The organism is Salipiger sp., from assembly GCF_059781815.1.
The window spans coordinates 2,449-26,099 of sequence record NZ_JBYNAH010000021.1 but is presented as its reverse complement, the minus strand read 5'-3'; the positions used below and the strand labels follow the sequence as shown (position 1 = coordinate 26,099).

Sequence of the window (23,651 nt, the reverse complement as noted above, 5' to 3'; positions counted from 1 at the left end):
GCCCGCGGGCTCAGCCCAGATCTTCTGCCGGCGCGATCGGGAAGAATGCGCCCTGCGACCAGACGCCGAACCAGCGCGCGCCGTCCTGCTCGTGCTCGGTGCCAAGCTCGACCAGCCGGTAAAAGCTCTTGCGGTCGATCAGCGCCTCGAGATTGGCGCGCACCAGAACATAGGGCGAGGGCTCGCCGCTTTCGGGGTCGATGGCGATACGGATCGGGTGATCGGGGCCGGCCACCGCCTCGTCCCCCACATGGGTGCGGAAAGTCAGCACCTGCGCGCGGCCCTCGCCGGCAACCTCGAAATCCGTGGCCACGAAGGGCGCATCCTCGACGGTGATTCCCACCTTCTCGACCGGGGTGACGAGCACGTAATCCTCGCCGTCCTTGCGCAGGATCGACGAGAACAGCTTGACCATCGCCGGTCGCTCGATGGGCGAGCCAAGGTAGTACCACGTGCCGTCACGGGCGATCCGCATGTCGATATCGCCCAGAAAGGGCGGGTTCCACTTGTGAACCGGGGGCAGCCCGCGGCCTTCGATGGCGCGCGCGGAGGCAGCCAGCCCGTCTGCAGAGGGTGTCACGGAATTTTGTGCCGTCATTGCTTTTGCCATTTTCCAACCCCGGGATAGAGTTGACTCGTAAACACGGGATTTCAAGGGAGTCAGCGCATGGCCGAGGATCTGGTCGCGGAGATCGAAGCGCTCGAGGAAAAGCTGGCCGAAGCCAAGCGCGCCATCAACAGCCGCTTCATCGGGCAGGAACGGGTGGTAGACCTGACGCTGGCCTCGCTGCTCTGCGGTGGCCACGCGCTGCTGATCGGCCTGCCCGGCCTCGGCAAGACCCGCCTCGTCGAGACCCTCTCGACCGTCATGGGGCTCAACGGCAACCGCATCCAGTTCACCCCCGACCTGATGCCCGCCGACATCCTCGGCTCCGAGGTGCTCGAGACCGGCAGCGACGGCTCGCGCGCCTTCAAGTTCATCCCCGGCCCGATCTTCTGCCAGCTGCTGATGGCCGACGAGATCAACCGCGCCTCGCCGCGCACCCAGTCGGCGCTGCTGCAGGCGATGCAGGAAAAGGCGGTGACCGTGGCCGGCGAGACCCGCTCGCTCGAGCTGCCCTTCCACGTTCTGGCGACGCAGAACCCGATCGAGCAGGAGGGCACCTACCCGCTGCCCGAAGCCCAGCTCGACCGTTTCCTCGTGCAGATCGACGTCGCCTACCCCGACCGAAAGACCGAGAAGGACATCCTGCTCGCCACCACCGGCACCGAGGATGCGCAGGCGCATCAGGTTTTCGATCCCGAGAGCCTGATGGCGGCGCAGACCCTGTTGCGCCGGATGCCGGTGGGCGATGCGGTGGTCGAGATGATCCTCGACCTTGTGCGCGCCTTCCGCCCCAATGATCCCGCCGCCTCGGAGCGTGTCCGCGAAACCGTGGCCTGGGGCCCCGGCCCGCGCGCCGCGCAGGCGCTGATGATGACGGTGCGCGCCCGTGCCCTGCTCGAGGGACGGCTGGCGCCCTCGCCCGCCGACGTGATCGACATGGCGCGCCCGGTGCTGGTGCACCGCATGGCGCTGACCTTCTCGGCCCGCGCCCGCGGCGAGGATCTCGGCGCCATCATCGACGACATCGCGAGCGGGCTCACCCGCACCGAGGCCGCGGCTTGAGCGACACCGTCACCTATCTCCGCCGCGACGCGCAGCTCGAGGCCAGCCGCTTTCCGGCGCTGCTGGCCCGCGCCGAGCATCTCGCCGGCACCGTGCTTCTTGGCGAGCACGGCCGGCGGCGTTCGGGGATGGGCGACGATTTCTGGCAATACCGCCCGCTGCGTTCGGGCGACAGCTATCGCAACATCGACTGGCGCCGCTCGGGCCGGGGCGACGAGCAATTCGTGCGCGAGCGCGAATGGCAGATCGCGCAGAGCGTGCAGCTCTGGGTCGATCACGGCGCCTCGATGCGCTTCACCTCCGACCAGAACCTGCCGCAGAAGGGCGACCGCGCCCGGTTGGTGGCGCTGGCCACCGCGATCCTGCTGATCCGGGGCGGCGAGCGGGTGGGCTTCACCGGCTGGCAGCTGCCACCGCGCAATGGCGACGTGCAGGTGTTGCGGCTGGCCGAGGCGCTCTCGACGGACGGTGATGACGATTACTCCGAGCCCGAGGCGCGCGGCATGATCCCCCATGCCCGGGCGATGTTCGTGTCGGATTTCCTCGGCGATCTGGCCCCCGTCGAGGCGGCGCTCACCAAGGCCGCCGACCGCGGCGTGCGCGGCGTTCTGCTGCAGGTGCTCGACCCGACGGAGGAAAGCTTTCCCTTCAAGGGCCGCACGATCTTCGAGAGCGTCGGCGGCAGCGTGGCGCATGAGACGCTGAAGGCTGGCGACCTGCGGGGGCGCTATCTCGAGCGGCTGGCAGAGCGCAAGGACCGGCTTGATCGTTTGTCGCGGTTAACGGGCTGGCAATACATGTGTCATCATACCTCGGACAGCGCCCAGTCGGCGCTGCTGTGGGTATATCGCGCGATGGACGGAGGCCACGGATGACGATGCTCGGCCCCCTCGGCTTCACCGCCCCCTGGCTTCTGCTGGGGCTGCTGGCCCTGCCGGTGCTGTGGATCATCCTGCGCGCCGTGCCGCCCGCGCCGATCCGGCGGATGTTTCCCGGCGTGGTGCTGCTGCTCGGCCTGAAGGACGAGGAGCAGGTCACCGACCGCACGCCGTGGTGGCTCTTGCTGATGCGGATGCTGGCGGTGGCGGCGGTGATCATCGGCCTAGCCGGGCCGGTGCTGAACCCGCAGGAGCAGAGCGGCGCCGAGGCGGGCTCGGGCCCGCTTCTGGTGGTGATGGATGCGAGTTGGTCCAGCGCCTCGGACTGGCGCCAGCGGCAGGACGCGCTCGATGCGCTGCTGGCCCGCGCCGAGCGTGAGGCGCGGCCCGTGGCGCTCCTGCGCCTGACCGCGCCGGAAGCGCCGCAGTTCCAGGCCGCGGGCGTGCTGCAATCGCGCCTGACCGGCATCCTGCCCGAGCCCTGGCAGCCCGATGACGCGCGCGTCGCGCGCGCCATCGAGATGCTGCCGGATCAGGATTTCGACAGCTACTGGATGTCGGACGGGCTCGCCCGCGACAGCCGCGCGCCGCTGCTTGCCGCGCTGGAGGCGCGCGGCGAGGTGACCGTCTTCGAGAGCCCCCGCGCCCATTACACCCTTGCGCCTGCCCGATTCGAGGATGGCCACGTGCTGCTGAGCCTGCACCGGCTGCGCCCCGGCCCCGAGGCCGAGGTCACCGTCGCGGGCCACGGGCTCGACCCGGCGGGCAACCCGGCGGTTCTGGTGCGCAACCCGGTGATCTTCGAGCAATCCGCCACTGATGCCGAGCTCGAGCTGAACCTGCCGGCCGAGCTGCGCGCCCGCATCACCCGTTTCGAGATCGAGGGCGCCCGCAGCGCCGGCGCGGTCACCCTGCCCGATGACAGCCTGCGCCGCCGAGAAGTGGCGCTGATCGCCGGGAACGAGAACCGCGAGGGGCTGGAGCTGCTCTCGCCGCTGCATTTCCTCGACCGCGCGCTCGAGCCCACCGCCGACCTGCTCGACGGCACGCTCGAAGAGGTGCTGCCCGCCAACCCGGACGTGATCGTGCTGGCCGATGTCGCGACGCTCTCGCCCGGCGAAGAGGCCGGAGTGCTCGAATGGCTCGAATCGGGCGGTACGCTCTTGCGCTTTGCCGGACCGCGCCTTGCCGCCAGCGACGTGAGCCGCAGCGAAGAGGATCCGCTGATGCCGGTGCGTCTGCGCGCCGGGGGCCGCAGCGTCGGCGGCGCGATGAGCTGGGGCGAGCCGAAAGCGCTCGCGCCCTTCGGCGAGGAGAGCCCGTTCTTTGGCCTCGAGATCCCCGAGGACGTCACCGTGACCTCGCAGGTCATGGCCCAGCCCGACCCGACGCTGGCCGCGCGGGTGATCGCGCAGTTGACGGATGGCACGCCGATGGTGACCCGCAAGCGCGTGGGACAAGGCCAGGTCGTGCTGTTCCACGTCACCGCCAACGCGGAATGGTCGAGCCTGCCGCTCTCGGGGCTCTTCGTGCAGATGCTGGAACGGCTGGCGGTCTCGTCGATGCCGTCCTCGCCGGCACCCGAGGATCTCGAGGGGACGATCTGGCAGCCGCTGCGGGTGCTCGACGCGTTCGGTCGTGTCGGCGATGCCGGCAACCTTCCGGGCGTCGAGGGCGAGGCGCTGCTGAGCGCGGCGCTCGGCCCCGATCTGATGCCGGGGCTCTACCAGGGCGAGGATCGCAGCCTCGCGCGCAACGTGGTCACCGCGGAGAGCGCCTTCGAGCCGGCTGTCTGGCCCGAGCGGGTCACCGTCGAGGGGCTGTCGCGTCCGGCGGAGACGCCGCTGGCGGGCTGGCTGCTTGCCGGTGCCATCGCGTTGCTTCTGGCCGACGTCATCGCCTCCTTGGCCCTCTCGGGCCGCCTCGGCGGCGCCCGGCCCCGCGCCGGCACGGCGGCCATCCTGACCGCGCTCGCGCTGAGCCTGACGCCGCTCGCATCCCGCGCGCAGGAGAGCCCGGCCAGTGCTGGCGACGAGGCCGCCGCCATGCTCGCCGCCTCGGAGGTGACACTGGCGCATGTGCTGACCGGCGACCGCCAGCTTGACGACCTCGCACAGGCCGGCCTGCGGGGCCTGTCGGAGATCCTGTTCTTCCGCACCTCGGTCGAGCCCGCCGACCCGATGGGCGTCGATCTCGAGAGCGACGAGCTGGCCTTCTTCCCGATGCTCTACTGGCCAGTCACCGCCGCCCAGCCTATGCCCTCGGACGCCGCCTACGCCAAGCTCAACGACTACCTGCGCTCGGGCGGGATGATCCTGTTCGACACCCGCGACTCGGATGTGGCCGGCTTCGGCGCCTCCAGCGCCGAGGGCCGCAAGCTGCAGGAGCTGGCCGCCCCGCTCGATATCCCGCCGCTGGAGCCGATCCCGCAGGACCACGTGCTCACCCGCACCTTCTATCTGCTACAGGATTTCCCCGGCCGCTACGCCAGTCGCGATGTCTGGGTCGAGGCGGCGGCGCCGGATGCGGAGCTGATCGAGGGCATGCCGTTCCGCAACCTCAATGACAACGTGACCCCGGTGGTGATCGGCGGCAATGACTGGGCCGCCGCCTGGGCGATGGACGAGCGGGGCAACCCGCTGGTGCGCATCGGCTCGGGCTTCGCCGGCGAGCGTCAGCGCGAGATCGCCTATCGCTTCGGGGTCAACCTCGTGATGCACGTGCTCACCGGCAACTACAAATCCGACCAGGTGCACGTGCCCGCGCTGCTCGACAGGCTTGGCCAATGACCGGACAGATTGTCTTCGACCCGCTGCTGCCCTGGGCCGCCATCTACGCGCTTGGCGCCGTGGCGCTCGCGGGCGTGATCCTCGCGCTGTGGCGCGGGCTCAACGGCTGGCCGCTGCGCTTCTTCGCGGGGCTGATCCTCGTCGCGGCGCTGACCCAGCCCTCCTTCCAGGAGGAAGACCGCGCGCCGCTCTCGGATATCGTGCTGATGGTCGTGGACAAGAGCGCCTCGCAGCGCCTTGCTGACCGGCTCAATGTCACCGAGGAGGCCGCCGACACGCTGGAGGCCCGCATCGAGGCGCGGCCCAACACCGAGATCCGCCGCATCGAGCTTGGCGATGGCGAGGGAGACACCGGCACCCAGCTGATGACCGCGCTCTCCACCGCCATGGCCGAGGAGCCGCGCGGGCGCATCGCCGGGATCTTCCTGCTCTCGGACGGGCGGCTGCACGATCTCGAGCGCGCGCCCAACCTGCCGGCCCCCATGCACCTGCTGATGACCGGCCGCGAGAGCGACTGGGACCGTCGCCTCATCGTGCAGAACGCCCCGGCCTTCGCCATCCTCGGCGAGCCGGTGACGCTGACGCTGCGGGTGCAGGATGACGGCGCCGCGCCGGGGGCCATCGACACGCGGCTCGACATCTCGGTCGACGGCGCCGAGCCGCAGCAGTTCACCGTGCCCATCGGGCAGGATGTCGAGCTGCCGATCGAGCTGCCGCATGGCGGGCTCAACGTCATCCGCTTCTCGACACCGGAGGCCGAGGGCGAGCTGACCGACCGCAACAACGCCGCACTGGTCCAGATCAACGGCGTGCGCGACCGGCTGCGCGTGCTGCTGGTTTCGGGCGAGCCGCATGCCGGCGGCCGGACCTGGCGCAACCTGCTGAAATCCGACAGCTCGGTCGATCTGGTGCATTTCACCATCCTGCGCCCGCCCGAGAAGCAGGACGGCGTGCCGGTGACCGAGCTCTCGCTCATCGCCTTCCCCACGCGCGAGCTGTTTCTCGAGAAGATCGACGATTTCGACCTGATCATCTTCGACCGCTACAAGCGCCGCGGCATCCTGCCGGCGATCTACCTCGACAACGTGCGCAACTATGTCGAGAACGGCGGCGCCGTGCTGGTGGCCGCGGGCCCCGATTTCGCCAGCGCCGATTCGATCTACCGCTCGCCGCTCGCCGAGATCCTGCCCGCCGAGCCCACCGCCCGCGTCATCGACGAGGGCTACCGCCCGCGCGTCACCGAACTGGGCGAGCGCCATCCCGTCACCGCCGGCATGGGCGACCCGGAAAGCTGGGGCCGCTGGCTGCGCCAGATCGAGCTCGACCCGATCGAGGGCGACGTGGTGATGTCCGGCGTCGATGACAAGCCACTGCTGATCCTCGACCGGGTCGGCGAGGGGCGCGTGGCGCTCTTGGGCTCGGATCAGGCCTGGCTCTGGTCGCGCGGCTACGAGGGCGGCGGCCCGCAGCTCGACCTGCTGCGCCGGCTCGCGCACTGGATGATGAAGGAGCCCGAGCTCGAGGAAGAGGCGCTCTGGGCCGAGGCCACCGGCCAGACCATGCGCATCATCCGCCGCTCGCTGGGCGAAGGCGTGGGCGCGGTCACCGTGACCCGCCCCGATGGCGAGACCGAGGAGGTAACGCTCTCGGAGGTGTCCCCGGGCCGGTTCGAGGCGCTTTACGAGGGGCCGGAGATCGGGCTCTATCGTCTGAGCGAGGGCGAGGAAGAGGCAGTGATCGGCCTCGGCCCCGCTGCCCCGCGCGAGTTCGAGCAGACCATCGCCAGCGGCGACGCGCTGGAGCCGGTGATCGACACCATGCGCGGCGGCGTAATGCGGCTCGAGGACGGCCTGCCGAGCATCCGCGCGGTCAGCGCCGGGCGCCCCGCCGCCGGGCGCGGCTGGATCGGCCTCACCCCGCGCGAGGCCTACGAGACGATGGACGTGCGCCAGATCCCGCTGCTGCCGGCCTGGCTGACGCTGCTGCTGGCCTCGGGCTTCATCATCGGCGCCTGGCTGCGCGAAGGGCGGCGGTAAGCGCCGCTCTTCCGACTTTCGCTACAGGGATAAGCCCGCCCGTCAGGGCAGATCGTGGGCGGTGCGCTCCTCGCTCCAGCCATCGACAAGGCAGCGCGCCCGAAGGAAGACCCGCGTTTTGCCCTCCGGGATCATCACACCGGAAAGCGAGCGGGTGAAGGGCTGCTCGGTCTCGTGCGGATGCGCCAGCACCCGGGTGCCGAGCACGGTGCCGTCCTGCGTCTCGACCCGCCAGCCATCGGCATAATGCTCCCAGCCGGTATCAGGATGCGCGATGGTGACCGAGACGCGCCAGTTCTCGCCCTGGCGCGCGGCCTCGGTGGCAACGATCTCGGGCGGGTCGGCCAGCGCGGGCATGGCGAGAAGTAGGAAGGGCAGGAGCGGTTTCATCGGGCCAGTCTACACCAGCGCGGGCATGAACCGGCATCACATCTGGTCGAACTGGGCGCTTATCCCAGCCGCGCGTGGCGGGTGACCGGGCCATCGCCCTGCGCCTCGATCCGCGCCACCGCCTCCGCGAGCCCCTCATAGGCCACGGCCATGTGGTAGGCATTGGCGTGCAGGATGGTCTCCGGATCCGACACCCAAGCGACATGGCCCTTCCAGAACAGCAAGTCGCCGCGCATGGGCGTCGTGCCCGGCGCCAGCGTCTCGCCCAGCGCCTTCTCCTGCAGGTCGCTGTCGCCCGGGCAGGCGATGCCGCAGGCCGAAAGCCCCGCCTGCACCAGCCCGGAACAGTCGATCCCGAAGCCCGAGTTGCCGCCCCAGAGATAGGGCGTCCCGAGATAGCGCGCCGCCTCAGTCACCGGGTCGGTGGTCAGCGCATCGGTGAGATGCATCGCCGGCACCCAGCCAAGCTCGGTCTCGCAGAACCGCCCCTCGCGCCCCGTCACCACCAGCGACGAGAGCTGCGACAGGGCGCAGGTCTCGCGGGTCTTGAAGTCGGGCGAGGGGTAGACATGGGTCTGTCGCGCCGCGACGCGATGGGTCGGGGTGCCGCGCGCCCCGGCAGGGCGCAGCGCCGAGGCCGACACCCAGCCGGCATAGCCGGCGCCGGGCGCGAGGCCGAAGCCCATGCCGTCGCGGGTCTCGAGCAGCTCGAAAGCATCGCCGTAGCGCAGCTGCCGCTCGCGCCGCCCGCCGGGGCGGGCCACGAGATCGATCACCGGCTCGCAGATGTAGGAGACCACCGGATCGACCGGCTCCAGCCCGGGGAACTCCGCCGCCAGCGCGCGGGCGACGACCCGGTCATTGGCGGCGGTCAGACGCCGGTCGCTCACAGGCCCAGCACCTCCGGGAGGGCTGCGAGGATCGCGCGCGGGCCCTGCCCGACGCCGCCCTTGGGCCGCGCCGGCAGCGGCGACGGGTTCCAGGCGTAGATGTCGAAATGGGCGTAACGCGGGCTCTCGGTCACGAAGCGGCGCAGGAAGAGGGCGGCGGTGATCGAGCCCGCCATGCCGCCCGCCGGTGCGTTGTCGAGATCAGCGATGCCGGGCTCGATCTTGGCCTCGTAAGGCTCCCAGAACGGCATCCGCCAGAGCGGATCGGCCTGCGCCGTACCGCTGCTGGAAAGGGCCGCGGCGAGCGGCTCGTCATCGGTGTAGAACGGCGCGAGATCCGGCCCGACCGCGACCCGCGCGGCGCCGGTCAGCGTTGCCATCGAGACGATGAGGTCGGGCGTTTCCTCGTCGGCCAGCGCCAGCGCGTCGGCCAGCACCAGCCGGCCCTCGGCATCGGTGTTGTTGATCTCGACCGAGAGGCCCTTGCGCGAGGTCAGGATGTCCTGCGGACGGAAGGCATCGCCCGCGACAGAGTTTTCCACCGCCGGGATCAGCACCCGCAGGCGCAGCGGCAGCTCCAGCGCCATGATGGCGCGGGCCAGACCCAGCACGTTGGCGGCGCCGCCCATGTCCTTCTTCATCAGCCCCATCGAGCTGCCGGGCTTGAGGTTGAGCCCGCCCGTGTCGAAACAAACCCCCTTGCCGACCAGCGTCAGTGTCGGGCCGGCCTCGCCCCAGCGCATGTCGATGAGCCGCGGCGCGCGCGGGCTGGCCCGGCCCACCGCGTGGATCATCGGGAAGCCCTGTTCCAGCTCTTCCCCGGCGGTCACCTCGATGCTGGCCCCAAACTCCCCGGCCAGCGCGCGGGCGGCCTCCTCGAGCTCCTGCGGGCCCATGTCGGAGGCCGGCGTGTTGACGAGATCGCGGGTCAGCGCCTCAGCCTCAGCAAGGATCTCGACGCGCGCGGCATCGACGCCTTCGGGCGCGACAAGCTGGGCGCCCGCGCCATTGCCGCCGGCGTAGCGGGTGAAGCGATAGGCGGAGAGCAGCCAGCCGAGCGCTTCCTCGGCGGCGGCTTCCTGTGGCAGACCGCTGGCAATGCGGTAGGTACCGGTGCCGAGCTTTGCCACCGCCGCGGCCAGCGCGAAACGACCGCGGCGGCGGGATGCGGCGGAGCCGTAGCCGGCGAGCGCCGCGGCGGGGGCGCCATCCTTGCCGGGCAGCATCAACGCATCGCCGATGGCGCCGGAGAAGCCGCTGGCCGCGACCCAGCCCCGCCACGCCTCCGGCTTCCCCTCGAGCCAGGCCGATAGGGCGTCGGCCTCGATCAGGTGAAGCGGCATAGCCGGGGTCGAGGAATCGGCGAAACGGAACGGCATGTGAGAGGCCTTTCTGGGAGGGAAGACAATTGCCGCGAGCCTAGCGCAGCGCGCCGGACCTGCAAGGCCCTCCGCCGCCCTCCCCGCTTGCATTGATGCGCCGGGTAGATGGCCCCGGTGCCCCGCTGTCCCCGCGCGCCGGCCCGGCCTCTGCCCGCCCCAAGGCCCGCCTGCTCGGTCCATCCGCCCCGGTGAAGGGGGGAGCCATCGCGCGGAGATCAGATCGTCAGGTCCTGCAGATCCCAGATGGCGTAGAGCGAGCGCTCCCCGACACGCGCCATGCGCGCCAGCACCGCCGCCAGCGCCACCGCGTCGGCATTGTCGATGCAGAGCGCAACGCTCTCGGCAACGCGGCGCAGGGCCGTCATCCCGATCTCGTCCGCGAGCGTGGCCAATGCCCGTGCACAACGGCGTAGCTCCGTGCGGTTTCCGGCCTCGTAGAGCCGGCCGGCCTGACCGAGCCCGAACGCCAGCTCCTCCATCGCCCGGCAAACGAGATCCTCGCCCCGTCGGGTGCCGAACCGCTCGTAGAGCTGTGCGAGACGGTCTGGATCGACCGCTGCCGGTTCCGCCGGCGACAGTCTTGCGACCTGGTCCACCGCGGCCTCCATGCTTCACCTTCCCCACGTCGCAGGGGGATAGAGGCCCGGAGTTCCCAAAACCTTAGCGCGGGCCGATTTATTCTCTCGAATTCCGGAAGAATTCCGCGTATTGCCAAGCGCGGTGCGTGACCCGAACAGGAGGACGACATGCAGAACGCGAAGCCGCTTCCGCAATATCTCGTGCAACGCTTTCATGGCTGGAAGGCGACGAGCTACGCCGAGAACCACGCGTGGTTCCGACGACTGGCCTCGGAAGGCCAGCATCCCCGCGCGATGATCATTTCCTGCTGCGACAGCCGCGTGCACGTGACCTCGATCTTCGGGGCCGATACGGGCGAGTTCTTCATCCACCGCAACATCGCCAACCTAGTGCCCCCCTACGAGCCCGATGGCGATCACCACGGCACCTCGGCGACGGTGGAATACGCCGTGACCGCGCTCAAGGTGGCGCATGTCATCGTAATGGGCCACTCGAGCTGCGGCGGCGTTCAGGGCTGCCTCGACATGTGCTCGGGCCGGGCGCCGGCGCTGGAAGAGAAATCCAGCTTCGTCGGCCGCTGGATGGACATCCTGCGCCCGGGCTACGAGAAGGTGAAGGATCTGCCCGAGGACAAGGTTTCGAAGGCGCTGGAGCACCAGGCCGTTCTGACCTCGCTCGAGAACCTGATGACCTTCCCCTTCGTGCGCGAGGCGGTGGAGAGCGAGGAGCTGACCCTGCACGGTCTCTGGCACGAGATCGGCAAGGGCAGCATCGAGGTCTACGACCCCAAGCTGGGCCGCTTCGAGGAAATCTGAGCCGGGCTCAGGCGTGCAGTTCAGCCGAGCACCCGTCTCGGCTGAGCCGCAGCGCGGGCCGTCCGAGCCGTGCGGCGAGCACCGAAAGCGGCATGCCGAGGCCACGGCCGGTGCTGAGCGGACGGCCGGTCTCGGACTGGACGATCACCATGCGGCCGCTGCGGAAGGTCAGGCCATAGCCCTTTCGGGCCAGTGCGCCGGCGAGGCCGCGCCAGTCGGTGGCGGCCTCGAGGATCGGCAGCAGGACCTGTCGCAACAGGGCCGCGGTCTCGCAGTCCAGGGCGGTGGTCAGAGGGGCGGCGCCGACGGTGGCGCGGGACTCGTTAACAAGCATCTGTCATCTCCTTGCCAGTTTGATGAAAATGCGCCTCGATTTGGGCTCAATTGTGGCGAACTGTTGTCGTTAGGGAAACTTTGCGTTCTCGGCGCCGTGTAACCTTCTGTTAACCTTGGGTGCGCAAAACTCGCGAGCATGCGGGAGGAGGTTTTCACCCTGCGGCTATCCGAGCCGCTTTATCAGGCCGCAAGTCGGCTCGCCCGGGAGCGGGACGAAACCGTTGGCCGCGTGATCCGCGACGCGCTCGCCGCCGAAATCCGGCGCCAGCGCAACGGGGCGAAAACGCCCAACCGGGCGGATGAGGAGCTCCTCGGTCCCTTGCGGGCCCTCCTCGCAAACGATCTGGCCAGCGCCAGCGGCTGGGCCGATCTCGACCGGCGGCTGCGCGCCAAGGGCTACGCGTTCCGCGAAGCCGGTGGCGGCCTCGCCCTGCATACCCACCCGGGTGGAGAGCGGCTCTGCAAGGCCTCCGAGCTCGGCCACAGCTACAGCACCCTGATGCGGCGCTTCGGGCGGCCGTTTCCCGGCCATCCCCATATGCGGCTCACGCAAGCCGTGCTCGGCAGCGCCGCAGACGACGCTTCAAAAGGCGTCTCAGACGATCCCGATTTCGACCTCATCGACCCATGCGGGATCACCCCGGCCAACGCGCACAGATGACGCGCCCCGCCGCCCCGGAGAGAGCGAGAGAGAAAGCGGACGAACGGGGCGCGACAAGGAGGCTGGCCTGCCGGGAGCAGATCCGGCGCAGCCAGCGCCCGAGGAGCCGCGGCGACGGACGCCGGCAACGCCTGCACAGCAGCAGGCTGCGGGCGGTGAGTGCCTCGATGCGACGATCACGGGCGAGTGCGAGAAAATCGGTGGTCATGGCCGGGCTCCTGCGTTGGACGGGCGCCGTTCTGGCCTGGACACGGCGGGATCTCCGCCTCGTCCCTGTTCTACCCGCCCCAACCCCGGTGGGGCCAGCACCCCGAGGGCTAGGCCCGCGCGGCAACGGCATGGGTTTCCTATCCGTTCGGAGAGGCGCGCGGCGCATCGGCCCGCCCAAACGAAAACGGGGCCCGTCCGGGCCCCGTCTCGATCGCGTGTCTCGCTCAATGGACCGGATCAGCCCTTTTTCAGGACCTTCTGGCCCAGGACCTCTGCGATCTGCACGGCGTTGAGCGCCGCGCCTTTGCGCAGGTTGTCCGAGACGCACCAGAAGTTCAGGCCGTTCTCGATCGTCGAATCCTGACGGATGCGGCTGATGAAGGTGGCGAAATCACCGACGCATTCCACCGGCGTGACGTAGCCGCCGTCCTCGCGCTTGTCGACGACCATGATGCCCGGCGCCTCGCGCAGGATGTCGCGGGCCTCGTCCTCGTCGAGGAAATCCTCGGTCTCGATGTTGATCGACTCCGCATGGCCGACAAAGACCGGCACCCGCACGCAGGTCGCGGTGACCTTGATCGACGGGTCGACGATCTTCTTGGTCTCGGCGACCATCTTCCACTCTTCCTTGGTCGAGCCGTCTTCCATGAAGACGTCGATATGCGGAATGACGTTGAAGGCGATCTGCTTGGGGTATTTCTTCGGCGGCACCTCGGTCACCGGGTTGTAGACCGCCTTGGTCTGGTCCCAGAGCTCGTCCATGCCTTCCTTGCCCGAGCCAGAGACCGACTGGTAGGTCGAGACCACGACACGCTTGATCTTGGCACGGTCGTGCAGCGGCTTGAGCGCCACGACCATCTGCGCGGTCGAGCAGTTCGGGTTGGCGATGATGTTCTTCTTGGAATAGCCCAGCACCGCGTCGGCGTTCACCTCGGGCACGATCAGCGGAACGTCCGGGTCGTAGCGGTAGAGCGACGAGTTGTCGATCACCACGCAGCCGGCAGCGGCGGCCTTGGGCGCGAACTCCTTGGTCGGGCCCGAGCCTACGGCGAAGAGCGCGATGTCCCAGCCGGTGAAGTCGAACGTGGCGAGGTCCTGGGTCTTGAGTGTCTTGTCGCCGAAGCTCACTTCGGTGCCGAGCGATTTGCGCGATGCCAGCACCGCGATCTCGTCCACCGGGAACTCGCGCTCGGCGAGGATGTTCAGCATTTCACGGCCCACGTTGCCCGTGGCGCCAGCGACAACGACCTTATAGCCCATCTGGCTCTCCTTCGGTTGCAATTCGCGTGCACACGGTTCCCGCAGCACGTCGGATTGGCGCGCGTGATACCTCAAGGCACCTGTCAGCGAAAGGGGGCTTCGCTCGACCGCCCGGAAAACGGCCATTCCGAATCACGCTACGCGCCCCGGCGTTGCCGCCCGTACGGTCACGCACGCGACCGCCGCCGCTTTTCCTTGCAGGGCGGGCATCTTATCGGTGAAAACCCGCCCATTCTCGCAGCTGCAGCAAATCCCTTCTTGTCTACTGAATGGGCAATCGCTTAAACGTAAGGTAGTTTTGATGACGCGTTAGGCAGAATGCGGGGTCTTCCGGCTTGATACGGAGACAATTGGTGGCCCCTTCGACTTTGGAAGAAACTCGTTGAGCGAACCGAGTTCGTGAAGGACGGAAAGACCATGCTCTACAAGATCGTCACGTCGTTGACGCGAGCGCAGAAGCAACTCCTATTCTTGCTCATGGACGCGGCGGCAATCGGGCTCGCATTTTTCTCAGCGCTTATCATGAACGCGGCGGTCAACTCGGACCTGCCTTCGCTTCTCCAACTTGCCCCCCTGTTCGGCCTTTTGATGGTCGCCGGCAGCATCGCATCCTGGGTCATCGGCCTGCCGCATTTCACGCTGAACGCCTATGACGTGCGCGGCATCACCCGCACCGCCGCCTTTGCGGTGATCTGCGGCGTCGTCGGCTCCAGCCTCGACGGGTTTCTCGCTCCGAGCCTCTCGCTGGCCGTCTACCTGAACTTCTCTCTGCTCCTGCTGGTGATCTGCGCCACGTGGCGCATCGCCCTGCGCCATGTCCTGATCGACATCTACCGCCGCGGCCAGACCCGGATGCGGGTGCTGATCTACGGCGCCGGCCAGACCGGCCAGCAGCTCGTCGCGGCGCTGCGCCATGACCATGCGGTCGAGCCGGTGGCGTTCGTCGATGACAACCCGACGCTGCAAAGCAAGATGGTCGCCGGGCTGCGGGTGCACGCTTCCTCCGCGATCGGCGATATCGTCAACCGCAAGCATATCGACCGCGTGGTTCTGGCAATGCCCTCGATCAGCCAGCCTCAGCTGGCCCGGATCGCGCATCGCCTGCGCCAGATCGGCTGCGAAGTGCACGCCCTGCCCTCCTTTGCCGAACTGGTCGGCGAGGGCGAGCTGCGCAAGCGCGTCGCCCCGGTGTCGCTCGATGACCTGCTGGGCCGCAACCGGCTCGAGTCGGAGCTGCCGGGCGTGAGCCACGCCTATAGCGGCCGCCGCATCCTCGTGACCGGCGCCGGCGGCTCGATCGGCTCCGAGCTCTGCCGCCAGCTCATCGCCTGCAAGCCCGATTGCGTCGTGCTGGTCGATCACGCCGAGCTGAGCCTCTACAACATCGACAAGGAACTGCGCGACCTCGCCAAGAACATGACCATCGTGCCGGTCCTGGGCTCGGTGCTCAACGAGACGCTGATGGCCGACCTGATGCGCGAGCACGAGATCGAGGTGGTGCTGCACGCGGCCGCCTACAAGCACCTGCCGCTGGTCGAGTGCAACGTGCTCTCGGGCCTCAACAACAACGTCATCGGCACCAAGGTTCTGGCCGAGGCCGCGCGCGAGGCCGGGGTCGAGCGCTTCATCCTTGTCTCCTCGGACAAAGCAGTGCGCCCGACCAACGTCATGGGCGCCTCCAAGCGCCTGGCCGAGCTGATCATCCAGGATCTCGCCACCCGCAGCAGCAGCACCCGCTTCTCGATGGTCCGCTTCGGCAACGTGCTGGGCTCGTCGGGCTCGGTGATCCCGCTGTTCGAGGAACAGATCGCCCGCGGCGGTCCGGTCACGCTGACCGACCCCAAGGTCACGCGCTACTTCATGACCATCTCCGAGGCGGCGCGGCTGGTGCTGCTGGCCGGCTCCTTCGCCCGCGGCGGCGATGTCTTCGTGCTCGACATGGGCGACCCGGTGCCGATCCACAAGCTTGCGCGCCAGATGATCGAGGGCGCGGGCTATACCGTGCGCAACGTGAACAATCCCGAAGGCGATATCGAGATCAAGATCACCGGCCTGCGCAAGGGCGAGAAGCTGCACGAAGAGCTGCTGATCTCGTCCGACATGCTGACCACGCCGCACCACAAGATCATGCGCGCGCAGGAAAGCTACCTGTCGGAATTCGAGATCGCCACCGCGCTCAAGGATCTGCGGCAGGCCATCGGCACGCTCGACGAAGACATGGCCCGCGCCATCATTTCGCGCTGGGTCGAACGCCACGAGGAAGACGACAGCGCCGAGGAACTGCAGCGCGTCTGAGCGCCGGTTCACCGGAACGAATGAAAAACGGGAGGCCTCTGGCCTCCCGTTCTGTTTCTCGAGCGGGGCTGTTCAGCGCCCGGGAATATCGTCGCGGGCCGGGGCCGGATCCCATTCCTCGATGATCGCCGCCGCCTCGTCGGCGCTCTCGACGAAGCGGAACAGGTCGAGATCCTCGGGGCTGATGGTCCCCGCATCCTCGAGCGCCTTCCAGTTGATGATCTTCTCCCAGAAGGCCCGGCCGAAGAGCAGGAACGGCACCCGCTCCATGCGCCCGGTCTGGATCAGGGTCAGCGATTCGAACATCTCGTCCAGCGTGCCGAAGCCGCCGGGGAAGACGCAGATGGCCCGCGCCCGCATCAGGAAGTGCATCTTGCGGATCGCGAAGTAGTGGAAGTTGAAGCACAGGTCCGGGGTCACGTATTCGTTCGGGGCCTGCTCGTGCGGCAGCACGATGTTGAGCCCGATCGACACGCCTCCGGCCTCCTGCGCGCCGAGGTTGCCTGCCTCCATCACACCGGGGCCGCCACCGGTGGCGACGACGAATTCGCGGTTGCCCGTGGCCACCGACTTCTCGGTCATCTTCTGCGCGAAAAGCCGCGCTTCCTCGTAAAAGTGCGACAGGTCGGCCAGCGTCTGCGTGCGCGCGCTCGCCTTCTCGGCGGGCGACGGGATGCGCGCGCCGCCGAACAGCACCACGGTCGAGTCGATCTGGCGCTCGTCCATCAGCAGCTGCGGCTTCAGCAGTTCCAGCTGCAGCCGCACCGGGCGCAGCTCTTCGCGGCAGAGAAAGCCCTCGTCGGCAAAGGCCAGCCGGTAGGAGGGTGCGCGGGTCTGCGGCGTGTCGGGGATTTCCTCGGCGGTCTTCCGGTCGCGCCCCGCGTCGCGAAAGATGGAATGGCGTTCGTCGTTCATGCTCTGGGGTATCCTTGTCCTGCCATCAGACTGACTATAGCGTGCCGTTCTGCCGCGACACTATCGGAAGACCGGAAATGGACTGGAAACACGCAATCTCGAGCGCCGCTGCCCGCATCGAGGGCCACGCTCAGATCACCCCCGTGATGACGACCGACGCGCTCTGGCAGCGCCCGGTCGAGCTCAAGCTCGAACAGCTCCAGCACACGGGCAGCTTCAAGGCGCGCGGCGCCTTCAACACGCTGCTCTCCGAGCCGGTCCCCGGGGCGGGCGTGGTCGCGGCCTCGGGCGGCAATCATGGCGCGGCGGTGGCCTATGCGGCCACCCAGCTCGGCCACACCGCGCAGATCTTCGTGCCCGAGATCGCCGGCCCCGCCAAGATCGCGCTGATCGAGCGCACCGGCGCGGCGCTGACCGTGGTGCCCGGCGAATACGCCAACGCCTTCGAGGCGGCGCGCGCCTACGAGGCCGAGACCGGCGCGATGCAGGTCCATGCCTATGACGCCCCCGGCACGGTGGCCGGTCAGGGCACATTGATGCGCGAATGGGAGGCCCAGGGGCTCGAGGCCGACACGGTGCTGATCGCCGTCGGCGGCGGCGGGCTGATCGCCGGCTCGCTGGCCTGGCTTCAGGGCGCGCGCAAGATCGTCGCCGTCGAGCCGGAGACCTCCTGCGCCCTGCACGCGGCGCTCGAGGCCGGCGCGCCTGTCGATGTGCAGGTCTCGGGCGTTGCCGCCAATGCGCTCGGCGCGCGGCAGGTGGGCAGCATCTGTCACGATCTCGCACAGGCGCATCTCGGTGCCGCCGTTCTGGTGCCGGACGAGGCGATCACCGAGGCCCAGACCGCGCTCTGGCAATCGCACCGCCTGCTGGTCGAACCCGCCGGCGCCACGGCGCTCGCGGCGCTGCGCTCGGGCGCCTATGTCCCGGGGCCGGGCGAGCGGGTGGCGGTGCTGGTCTGCGGCGGCAACATCGCGCCCGACCCGCTGGGCTGAGCGCTCAGAGCGCGGCGCTCAGCACCACCCAGCCGGCGATCTCGGAGCAGAGCTGCACCGTGCCCAGCACGTCGCCGGTCTGACCTCCGAGCAGCGTTTTGGCGCGCCGCCCGACCACCCAGGCGGCGGCGGCCATCACCAGCAGCGCGGCCATCCCCGGCAGGCCGAGGAAGGGCGCGATCAGCAGCGCCAGAAGGCCGCCAGGGAACCAGCGGATATTGCCTTTGCCGGCGCTGGCGGCGAGATGGCCAAGCCCGTCCTCGCGGGCGGGCGGAAGCCATTCCATCACCATCAGGATCGCCAGCCGGCTGAAGACGGCGCAAAGCAGAAGCGCCAGCCCGGCCTCAGGCCCGGTCGGAAAGGCCGAGAGCGCCGCCACGGCAAGCGCCACCGCCAGAACAAGCGCCAGCACGCCATAGCTGCCGACGCGGCTGTCGCGCATAATGGCAAGCCGCTGCTCGCGGTCGCGCCCGCCCATGCCGTCGACAAAATCCGCCAGCCCGTCATGGTGCAGCCCGCCGGTGCCCAGCACCAGCGCGATCACCGCCAGCACCCCGCCGACAAGCGGCGGCAGGCCCAGCGCCGCGGCCACCGCCAGCACCGCCCAGGCGATCAGCGCCAGCGGCACGCCGACCAGCGGAAAGGCCCAGCGGGCGTGGGTGATCTCGGGCGGCGTCCCCTTGAACTGTCCGACGGGCAGCCGGGTCAGCAGCATCAGCGCCAACCGGATCTCGGGGAGGCGCCGCCGCCTCACCCGTCCGAAACCCCGGCCTCGGCGAAGGTCGCCATGCCATTGTGGCAAGCCAGCGCGCCGCGCAGGATGCCCAGCGCCAGCGCCGCGCCAGAGCCCTCGCCCAGCGCCATGCCCAGATCGAGAATGGGGCGCTTGCCCATCGCCTCCGTCATGCCGCGATGGCCGGGCTCGGCGCTGGCATGGCCAATCTGGCAATGATCGAGCAGTTCGGGCCGCGCCGCGAAGAGCGGCGCCACGGCAGCCGTGCAGATGAAGCCGTCGAGCAGCACCGGGATGCGCGCCAGCCGCGCCGCGATCACCGCGCCGCAGATCGCCGCCTGCTCGCGGCCGCCGAGCGTTGCGAGGATCCGGAGACCCTTCGCGCCTTTGTGCAGGGCCACGGCGCGGGCCACGACCTCGGCCTTGTGGGCAATCGCTGGCGTGTCAGAGCCGGTGCCGCGCCCGACCCAGTCCTTTGCCTCCCCGCCGAACACCGCATGGGCCAGCGCCGCCGCAACGGTCGAGTTGCCGATGCCCATCTCGCCGAGGATCAGCATATCGGCCTCCGGGTCAACCGCCTCGGCGCCACGGCGCATGGCGTCGAGGGTCTCGGCCTCGGTCATGGCGGGCGCTTGCGTGAAATCGGCGGTGGGGCGGTCGAGATCGAGCGCCACGACAGAGAGCGCCGCGCCGCCCAGCGCGCAGAGCTGGTTGATCGCCGCGCCGCCATGCTCGAAATTCGCCACCATCTGCGCGGTGACCTCCTGCGGGAACGGGTTCACGCCCTGCGCGCAAACGCCGTGATTGCCGGCAAAGACCAGCGCCTGCGCTTGCTCGATCGCGGGCCGCGCGCGTCCCTGCCAGCCGGCGAGGAACACCGCCAGATCCTCGAGCCGTCCGAGCGAGCCGGGGGGCTTGGTGAGCTCCATCTGCCGGGCGCGGGCGGCCTCGGCGGCGGCGGCGTCGAGGCTCGGCAGGTCGAGCGTTGCAATCGCCTCGAGCGTGGCAAGCGGCAGCCGGTCGGTCATGTCTATTTCACCTTCATCGGATAGCCCGCGACGCTGAGCCAGAGCTCGTCGCTGGCGGCGGCAATTCTTTGGTTCACCAGCCCCGCCGCGTCGCGGAAGGCGCGGGCAAGCGCGTTCTCGGGCACGATCCCGGCGCCGACCTCGTTGGTCACGAAGACCACCGGGGCGCGCTGCTGCGGTAAGGAAGCCGCAAGGGCCTCGGCCTCTCCTTGCCAGTCGTGCTCGGCCAGCATCAGGTTGGAGAGCCAGAGCGTCAGGCAATCGACCAACCGGGGCCTGTCGCCATCGCTCTCTTGCAGCGCCCGGCGCAGGTTCATCGGCTCGGAGATGGTGTGCCATTCGGGGCCGCGCCGGGCCCGGTGGCGGGCGATGCGATCGGCCATCTCGTCGTCATGCGCCTCGGCGGTGGCGATGTAGATCGCCGGGCTGCCCAGCGCGAGCGTCATGCGCTCGGCCAGCCGGCTCTTGCCCGAGCGCACGCCGCCGGTGATGAGGATCGACTTTCCCATAAGCCCGTGACAAAGCAGGTTCCGCGCGATTTGGGAAGCCCGCATGAGACCGCCCGAGACCAACGAGTTGCTGCTGATCCGCCATGCCCCCGCCGATCACGGAGGGCGGCTTTGCGGGCGCACCGACGTCGCTGCGCTGCTGCCCGACGAGGATGCGCTGGCGCCGCTGCGGGCGTGGCTTGCCGGGTGTTCCAGCGTGGTAAGCAGCCCGGCGCGGCGCTGCGTGCAGACCGCTGCGGCGTTGTTTCCGGAGCGCGCTGTTGCCGTCGACGAGCGGCTCTGGGAACAGGATTTTGGTGCCCATGACGGGCTCAGCTTTTCCGAGCTGCCCGATCTCGGCGTGTTGGATCGCGAGACATTGGCGGCGCATTGTCCCCCGGGCGGCGAGAGCTTTGCCGCGATGGCCGCACGGGTTGCGCCGGTGCTGATGGCGCTTGCGGAGGCGGCACGCGCCGGCGGGCCGGTCGCGGTGGTGGCGCATGCGGGCACGGCGCGGGCGGCGCTGGGGCTCGCGCTCGATCTGCCCTCGGCGGGGCTTGGCTTCGAGATCGCGCCGCTCTCGGTCACCCGGCTGCGCTGCCACGCGGGCGGGCTCTCGATCATCGCGACCAACTGGGTGGGGCCGGGCGCATGATCTTTGCCGGGATGATGGCGGTTGCTTTCGCGATCGACGCCGCGCTGGGTTGGCCGCGGGCGCTGTTTGCGGTGCTGAGACACCCGGTGGTGTGGATCGGCGCGCTGATCTCGGCGCTGGAAGGCAGGCTCAACGAGGGACCGTCCGCCCGACGCCGTGCCATGGGCGGGCTGACGGTGATCCTGGTGCTGAACGCCACGCTGATCCCGGCGGTGCTGCTGCAGCTTGCGCTGCCGGAAGGGATCGCGGGCGTGATCCTGGGCGGCGTGCTGGCCTGGCCGCTGCTGGCGGTGCGCTCGATGCACGACCACGTGGCCGCAGTGGCGAAGCCGCTGGCGCAGGGCGATCTTTTTGCCGCGCGGCAGGCGGTGGCGATGATCGTCGGGCGCGATCCGCAAAAGCTCGGGCAGGAGGGCGTGGCGCGTGCCGCACTCGAGAGCCTGGCCGAGAACAGCTCCGACGGCATCGTGGCGCCGCTGTTCTGGGGGGTGATCGGCGGGCTTCCCGGGATCGCAGCCTACAAGGCGATCAACACGATGGATTCGATGATCGGCCATCGCAACGATCGCTACGAGGATTTCGGCAAGGCGGCGGCGCGGCTGGATGACCTCGTGAACCTCGTCCCCGCGCGGCTCACCGGCTTGCTCTTCGCGCTGGCCTCGGGCCGGCCACGACAGTCGATCCGCGTGATGCGGCGTGACGCGCGCCAGCACCGCTCGCCCAATGCTGGCTGGCCCGAGGCCGCGATGGCCGGGGCGCTGCCGGTGCGGCTTTCCGGGCCTCGGGTCTATGGCGACGTGATCGCCGACGAGCCCTGGGTCAATGGCCCGGCGCCCGACCCGGACGCGCACGCCCTGAACCGAGGGCTGGCGCTCTACCGTCGCACGATGCTTCTCACCGCGCTGCTGCTTCTTCTCCTTGCCATTCCGTAACCGCTAGATCGCCACCCGGTCCGCCAGCCGGTCCTGCACCAGCCCGGCGACGCGGGCGATATCGGCCTTCGTCGGGCGACCCTCGAACCGGGCCTCGGCCAGCCCCTCGGCGGCGCGCTGCAAGACGACATCCCCGGCACTCACCGCCACGCCGCGCAGGAACTGCGTGACGTAGTCGAGCATGCGCTCGTCCCCGTCGTCGCCCAGCACATCCGCCGCCAGCGCCATGTCATCGCGATAGGCCAGCGGATCGGGGCAGACCGGCTCTTCCGAGGCCATGCGCACCCCGGCGGGGCGGCGCTCGGGCGGCAGGTGCGAGATGATCTCGGACTGGAAGCGCAGCACACTCTCCACCGGCTTGGCGAGGAAGCCGTCGGCCCCGGCGGCGAGCGCCACATCCTCGGCAAAGCTGTCGCCGCTGGTGCCGAGGATCACCCCCACCCGGGGCAGCGCCGAGACCATCTCGGAAATCAGCTCGGCACCGCAGCCGTCGGGCAGACCCAGATCGACGATCGCCACGCTGGGACGGTAGACGTTGAGGTGACGCCGCGCCGAGAGCAGGCAATCGGCGCGGCGAATCCGCGCGCCGCTGCGCAGGCAGAGCAGGCGCATGGCATCGCTGGCGAAGCGGCTGTCCTCGACCACGAGCACCGTCATGCCCAGCAGCGGCCGTGTGGCGCTGGGGCGCGGCAGGTGGGGCTGCCCATCCGAGTCGGTCATTCTGATCCTCCATCTGGCACTAAAGTCAGGATTGCCGGTTGCCCCTAACGGACGGTTAACGCTCGCAGCATCTTGCGAAGCCCGCACCCCGCGGGCGATAACCAACGCAATCTGAGAGAGGAGACCCGCCATGATCGGCCGTCTGAACCATGTCGCCATCGCCGTGCCCGACCTCGAGGCCGCGGCAGAGCAGTACCGCAACACGCTTGGCGCCAAGGTCGGCGCCCCGCAGGACGAGCCCGACCACGGCGTCACGGTGATCTTCATCGAGCTGCCCAACACCAAGATCGAGCTGCTCTACCCGCTGGGGGAAAACTCGCCGATCCAGGGTTTCCTCGACAAGAACCCCTCGGGCGGCATCCACCATGTCTGCTACGAGGTCGACGACATCCTCGCCGCGCGCGATCACCTGAAGGAGAGCGGCGCAAGGGTGCTGGGCACTGGCGAGCCGAAGATCGGCGCCCATGGCAAGCCGGTGCTGTTCCTGCATCCGAAGGATTTTCAGGGCACGCTGGTGGAACTCGAACAGGTCTGAGCCTATCTCGGGCCGAAAGGGAGGCTTTCCATGGGGTTCACATCCGGGCTCGTGCTCTACGCCGTCATCTGGTTCATGACCTTCCTCGTCGTGATCCCGTTCCGGCTCGAAACCCAGGGCGATCGCGGCGAGGTCGTCGAGGGCACCCATGCCAGCAGCCCCGAGGTCCACAATCTCAAGCGCAAGGCGCTGATCACCACGGTGATTGCGCTGGCGCTCTGGGCGGTGATCGCCGGGGTCATCATCTCGGGCGTCATCACGGTGCGCGAGCTCGACAGCTGGATGTTCAACCGCATGGGCCCGCCCTCGGGCCAGTAAGGCGTCAGGCCTGCCACAGGCCCCGAGCCGCCTTGCGGCGAGACGACCTGCGCGGCCCGCCCATGGCGCGCCCCACCCCGTTATAGCATGAGGCCCCAAGACAACACGCCCGGCTTCGCCAGGCCACGAGCCCGGGGACAAG

Annotated in this window: 24 protein-coding genes; 12 read left to right on the top strand and 12 right to left on the bottom strand. The window is 69.3% G+C overall.

The genetic code is table 11. The features are described 5' to 3' along the window. Nucleotides 1–10: 10 nt before the first annotated feature. Nucleotides 11–598, bottom strand: coding sequence for a DUF1285 domain-containing protein (locus AC6RA4_RS04175; RefSeq protein WP_500157689.1), 588 nt, complete (start codon nucleotides 596–598; stop codon nucleotides 11–13). A gap of 69 nt (nucleotides 599–667) precedes the next feature. On the opposite strand from AC6RA4_RS04175, the gene AC6RA4_RS04170 reads away from it, so the two are divergent. Genes AC6RA4_RS04170 through AC6RA4_RS04155 form a run of 4 tightly spaced genes read left to right on the top strand, consistent with a single transcriptional unit; the run spans nucleotide 668 to nucleotide 7,372 of the window. Then, nucleotides 668–1,669 carry an AAA family ATPase gene (locus AC6RA4_RS04170; RefSeq protein ID WP_500157675.1) on the top strand — a complete coding sequence of 334 codons (1,002 nt, stop codon included), beginning with the start codon at nucleotides 668–670 and terminating at the stop codon, nucleotides 1,667–1,669. Then, on the top strand, nucleotides 1,666–2,544 hold the full coding sequence (locus AC6RA4_RS04165; RefSeq protein WP_500157674.1) for a DUF58 domain-containing protein: 879 nt from the start codon (nucleotides 1,666–1,668) through the stop codon (nucleotides 2,542–2,544). Before AC6RA4_RS04170 ends, AC6RA4_RS04165 begins: the two co-directional genes overlap by 4 nt. Next, nucleotides 2,541–5,336: a DUF4159 domain-containing protein gene (locus AC6RA4_RS04160; RefSeq protein WP_500157672.1), complete on the top strand. Its 2,796-nt coding sequence runs from the start codon at nucleotides 2,541–2,543 to the stop codon at nucleotides 5,334–5,336. Before AC6RA4_RS04165 ends, AC6RA4_RS04160 begins: the two co-directional genes overlap by 4 nt. Continuing rightward, a complete protein-coding gene (locus AC6RA4_RS04155) occupies nucleotides 5,333–7,372 on the top strand; it encodes a hypothetical protein (protein WP_500157670.1) in 2,040 nt (679 codons plus the stop codon). The genes AC6RA4_RS04160 and AC6RA4_RS04155 overlap by 4 nt, the downstream gene beginning before the upstream one ends. Before the next feature lie 42 nt (nucleotides 7,373–7,414). Here the strand turns inward: AC6RA4_RS04155 and AC6RA4_RS04150 are convergent, their stop codons facing one another. The 4 genes from AC6RA4_RS04150 to AC6RA4_RS04135 all read right to left on the bottom strand — a co-directional run bounded on the left by AC6RA4_RS04150 (nucleotide 7,415) and on the right by AC6RA4_RS04135 (nucleotide 10,642). After that, a complete protein-coding gene (locus tag AC6RA4_RS04150; RefSeq protein ID WP_500157668.1) occupies nucleotides 7,415–7,762 on the bottom strand; it encodes a hypothetical protein in 348 nt (115 codons plus the stop codon). 59 nt (nucleotides 7,763–7,821) lie between these two features. After that, on the bottom strand, nucleotides 7,822–8,652 hold the full coding sequence (locus AC6RA4_RS04145) for a C40 family peptidase (protein ID WP_500157666.1): 831 nt from the start codon (nucleotides 8,650–8,652) through the stop codon (nucleotides 7,822–7,824). After that, nucleotides 8,649–10,031, bottom strand: coding sequence for a leucyl aminopeptidase family protein (locus AC6RA4_RS04140; RefSeq protein ID WP_500157664.1), 1,383 nt, complete (start codon nucleotides 10,029–10,031; stop codon nucleotides 8,649–8,651). Before AC6RA4_RS04140 ends, AC6RA4_RS04145 begins: the two co-directional genes overlap by 4 nt. 218 nt (nucleotides 10,032–10,249) lie before the next feature. Next, the gene (locus AC6RA4_RS04135) at nucleotides 10,250–10,642 is read right to left on the bottom strand and encodes a hypothetical protein (RefSeq protein ID WP_500157662.1); all 393 of its coding nucleotides are present in this window, start codon (nucleotides 10,640–10,642) and stop codon (nucleotides 10,250–10,252) included. Between the two features lie 138 nt (nucleotides 10,643–10,780). Between AC6RA4_RS04135 and AC6RA4_RS04130 the strand changes: the two genes are divergently transcribed. Then, nucleotides 10,781–11,428, top strand: a complete 648-nt coding sequence (locus AC6RA4_RS04130) for a carbonic anhydrase (RefSeq protein ID WP_500157660.1) — start codon at nucleotides 10,781–10,783, stop codon at nucleotides 11,426–11,428. A gap of 7 nt (nucleotides 11,429–11,435) precedes the next feature. Here the strand turns inward: AC6RA4_RS04130 and AC6RA4_RS04125 are convergent, their stop codons facing one another. Beyond that, a complete protein-coding gene (locus tag AC6RA4_RS04125; RefSeq protein ID WP_500157658.1) occupies nucleotides 11,436–11,762 on the bottom strand; it encodes a hypothetical protein in 327 nt (108 codons plus the stop codon). Nucleotides 11,763–11,900: 138 nt separating this feature from the next. On the opposite strand from AC6RA4_RS04125, the gene AC6RA4_RS04120 reads away from it, so the two are divergent. Next, nucleotides 11,901–12,425, top strand: coding sequence for a relaxase family protein (locus AC6RA4_RS04120; RefSeq protein WP_500157656.1), 525 nt, complete (start codon nucleotides 11,901–11,903; stop codon nucleotides 12,423–12,425). A gap of 447 nt (nucleotides 12,426–12,872) precedes the next feature. Here the strand turns inward: AC6RA4_RS04120 and AC6RA4_RS04115 are convergent, their stop codons facing one another. Continuing rightward, nucleotides 12,873–13,895 (bottom strand): aspartate-semialdehyde dehydrogenase, encoded by a 1,023-nt coding sequence (locus tag AC6RA4_RS04115; RefSeq protein WP_500157654.1) that lies wholly within the window; start codon nucleotides 13,893–13,895, stop codon nucleotides 12,873–12,875. A 417-nt stretch (nucleotides 13,896–14,312) separates the two neighbouring features. Between AC6RA4_RS04115 and AC6RA4_RS04110 the strand changes: the two genes are divergently transcribed. Beyond that, the gene (locus AC6RA4_RS04110; RefSeq protein ID WP_500157652.1) at nucleotides 14,313–16,190 is read left to right on the top strand and encodes a polysaccharide biosynthesis protein; all 1,878 of its coding nucleotides are present in this window, start codon (nucleotides 14,313–14,315) and stop codon (nucleotides 16,188–16,190) included. Between the two features lie 72 nt (nucleotides 16,191–16,262). Here AC6RA4_RS04110 and AC6RA4_RS04105 read toward each other — a convergent pair whose 3' ends face one another. Next, nucleotides 16,263–17,105, bottom strand: coding sequence for an LOG family protein (locus AC6RA4_RS04105; RefSeq protein WP_500157650.1), 843 nt, complete (start codon nucleotides 17,103–17,105; stop codon nucleotides 16,263–16,265). A 77-nt stretch (nucleotides 17,106–17,182) separates the two neighbouring features. On the opposite strand from AC6RA4_RS04105, the gene AC6RA4_RS04100 reads away from it, so the two are divergent. Next, nucleotides 17,183–18,100, top strand: coding sequence for a threonine/serine dehydratase (locus AC6RA4_RS04100; RefSeq protein ID WP_500157648.1), 918 nt, complete (start codon nucleotides 17,183–17,185; stop codon nucleotides 18,098–18,100). Nucleotides 18,101–18,104: 4 nt separating this feature from the next. On the opposite strand, the gene cobS is transcribed toward AC6RA4_RS04100, so the two are convergent. The 3 genes from cobS to cobU are packed head-to-tail and all read right to left on the bottom strand — an operon-like array spanning nucleotide 18,105 to nucleotide 20,370. After that, complete coding sequence (gene cobS, locus AC6RA4_RS04095) at nucleotides 18,105–18,824, bottom strand: adenosylcobinamide-GDP ribazoletransferase (RefSeq protein WP_500157646.1); 720 nt, start codon at nucleotides 18,822–18,824, stop codon at nucleotides 18,105–18,107. Between the two features lie 26 nt (nucleotides 18,825–18,850). After that, on the bottom strand, nucleotides 18,851–19,861 hold the full coding sequence (gene cobT, locus AC6RA4_RS04090) for a nicotinate-nucleotide--dimethylbenzimidazole phosphoribosyltransferase (RefSeq protein ID WP_500157644.1): 1,011 nt from the start codon (nucleotides 19,859–19,861) through the stop codon (nucleotides 18,851–18,853). A gap of 2 nt (nucleotides 19,862–19,863) precedes the next feature. Continuing rightward, nucleotides 19,864–20,370: a bifunctional adenosylcobinamide kinase/adenosylcobinamide-phosphate guanylyltransferase gene (gene cobU, locus AC6RA4_RS04085; protein ID WP_500157687.1), complete on the bottom strand. Its 507-nt coding sequence runs from the start codon at nucleotides 20,368–20,370 to the stop codon at nucleotides 19,864–19,866. A 43-nt stretch (nucleotides 20,371–20,413) separates the two neighbouring features. On the opposite strand from cobU, the gene AC6RA4_RS04080 reads away from it, so the two are divergent. Beyond that, the gene (locus AC6RA4_RS04080) at nucleotides 20,414–21,004 is read left to right on the top strand and encodes a histidine phosphatase family protein (protein ID WP_500157642.1); all 591 of its coding nucleotides are present in this window, start codon (nucleotides 20,414–20,416) and stop codon (nucleotides 21,002–21,004) included. Continuing rightward, nucleotides 21,001–21,936: an adenosylcobinamide-phosphate synthase CbiB gene (cbiB, locus tag AC6RA4_RS04075; protein WP_500157640.1), complete on the top strand. Its 936-nt coding sequence runs from the start codon at nucleotides 21,001–21,003 to the stop codon at nucleotides 21,934–21,936. The genes AC6RA4_RS04080 and cbiB overlap by 4 nt, the downstream gene beginning before the upstream one ends. Nucleotides 21,937–21,939: 3 nt before the next feature. Here the strand turns inward: cbiB and AC6RA4_RS04070 are convergent, their stop codons facing one another. Next, a complete protein-coding gene (locus AC6RA4_RS04070) occupies nucleotides 21,940–22,656 on the bottom strand; it encodes a response regulator (RefSeq protein ID WP_500157638.1) in 717 nt (238 codons plus the stop codon). A 130-nt stretch (nucleotides 22,657–22,786) separates the two neighbouring features. Here AC6RA4_RS04070 and mce point away from each other — a divergent pair, with 130 nt between their 5' ends. Together mce and AC6RA4_RS04060 are read left to right on the top strand one after the other, a co-directional pair. Beyond that, nucleotides 22,787–23,191, top strand: a complete 405-nt coding sequence (gene mce / locus AC6RA4_RS04065; RefSeq protein ID WP_500157636.1) for a methylmalonyl-CoA epimerase — start codon at nucleotides 22,787–22,789, stop codon at nucleotides 23,189–23,191. Between the two features lie 30 nt (nucleotides 23,192–23,221). Beyond that, nucleotides 23,222–23,509 carry a DUF1467 family protein gene (locus AC6RA4_RS04060; RefSeq protein ID WP_500157634.1) on the top strand — a complete coding sequence of 96 codons (288 nt, stop codon included), beginning with the start codon at nucleotides 23,222–23,224 and terminating at the stop codon, nucleotides 23,507–23,509. Nucleotides 23,510–23,651: the final 142 nt, after the last annotated feature.

Excerpts from the sequence above, each read along its gene's own strand:
- mce (WP_500157636.1), top strand. The coding sequence starts at position 22,787 with ATGATCGGCCGTCTGAACCATGTCGCCATCGCCGTGCCCGACCTCGAG.
- AC6RA4_RS04130 (WP_500157660.1), top strand. The coding sequence starts at position 10,781 with ATGCAGAACGCGAAGCCGCTTCCGCAATATCTCGTGCAACGCTTTCAT.
- AC6RA4_RS04170 (WP_500157675.1), top strand. The coding sequence starts at position 668 with ATGGCCGAGGATCTGGTCGCGGAGATCGAAGCGCTCGAGGAAAAGCTG.
- AC6RA4_RS04110 (WP_500157652.1), top strand. The coding sequence starts at position 14,313 with ATGCTCTACAAGATCGTCACGTCGTTGACGCGAGCGCAGAAGCAACTC.
- AC6RA4_RS04120 (WP_500157656.1), top strand. The coding sequence starts at position 11,901 with ATGCGGGAGGAGGTTTTCACCCTGCGGCTATCCGAGCCGCTTTATCAG.
- cobT (WP_500157644.1), bottom strand. The coding sequence starts at position 19,861 with ATGACCGACCGGCTGCCGCTTGCCACGCTCGAGGCGATTGCAACGCTC.
- AC6RA4_RS04080 (WP_500157642.1), top strand. The coding sequence starts at position 20,414 with ATGAGACCGCCCGAGACCAACGAGTTGCTGCTGATCCGCCATGCCCCC.
- cbiB (WP_500157640.1), top strand. The coding sequence starts at position 21,001 with ATGATCTTTGCCGGGATGATGGCGGTTGCTTTCGCGATCGACGCCGCG.
- AC6RA4_RS04100 (WP_500157648.1), top strand. The coding sequence starts at position 17,183 with ATGGACTGGAAACACGCAATCTCGAGCGCCGCTGCCCGCATCGAGGGC.
- AC6RA4_RS04150 (WP_500157668.1), bottom strand. The coding sequence starts at position 7,762 with ATGAAACCGCTCCTGCCCTTCCTACTTCTCGCCATGCCCGCGCTGGCC.
- AC6RA4_RS04060 (WP_500157634.1), top strand. The coding sequence starts at position 23,222 with ATGGGGTTCACATCCGGGCTCGTGCTCTACGCCGTCATCTGGTTCATG.
- AC6RA4_RS04115 (WP_500157654.1), bottom strand. The coding sequence starts at position 13,895 with ATGGGCTATAAGGTCGTTGTCGCTGGCGCCACGGGCAACGTGGGCCGT.
- AC6RA4_RS04160 (WP_500157672.1), top strand. The coding sequence starts at position 2,541 with ATGACGATGCTCGGCCCCCTCGGCTTCACCGCCCCCTGGCTTCTGCTG.
- AC6RA4_RS04125 (WP_500157658.1), bottom strand. The coding sequence starts at position 11,762 with ATGCTTGTTAACGAGTCCCGCGCCACCGTCGGCGCCGCCCCTCTGACC.
- AC6RA4_RS04070 (WP_500157638.1), bottom strand. The coding sequence starts at position 22,656 with ATGACCGACTCGGATGGGCAGCCCCACCTGCCGCGCCCCAGCGCCACA.
- AC6RA4_RS04155 (WP_500157670.1), top strand. The coding sequence starts at position 5,333 with ATGACCGGACAGATTGTCTTCGACCCGCTGCTGCCCTGGGCCGCCATC.
- AC6RA4_RS04105 (WP_500157650.1), bottom strand. The coding sequence starts at position 17,105 with ATGAACGACGAACGCCATTCCATCTTTCGCGACGCGGGGCGCGACCGG.
- cobU (WP_500157687.1), bottom strand. The coding sequence starts at position 20,370 with ATGGGAAAGTCGATCCTCATCACCGGCGGCGTGCGCTCGGGCAAGAGC.
- AC6RA4_RS04135 (WP_500157662.1), bottom strand. The coding sequence starts at position 10,642 with ATGGAGGCCGCGGTGGACCAGGTCGCAAGACTGTCGCCGGCGGAACCG.
- AC6RA4_RS04140 (WP_500157664.1), bottom strand. The coding sequence starts at position 10,031 with ATGCCGTTCCGTTTCGCCGATTCCTCGACCCCGGCTATGCCGCTTCAC.
- AC6RA4_RS04175 (WP_500157689.1), bottom strand. The coding sequence starts at position 598 with ATGACGGCACAAAATTCCGTGACACCCTCTGCAGACGGGCTGGCTGCC.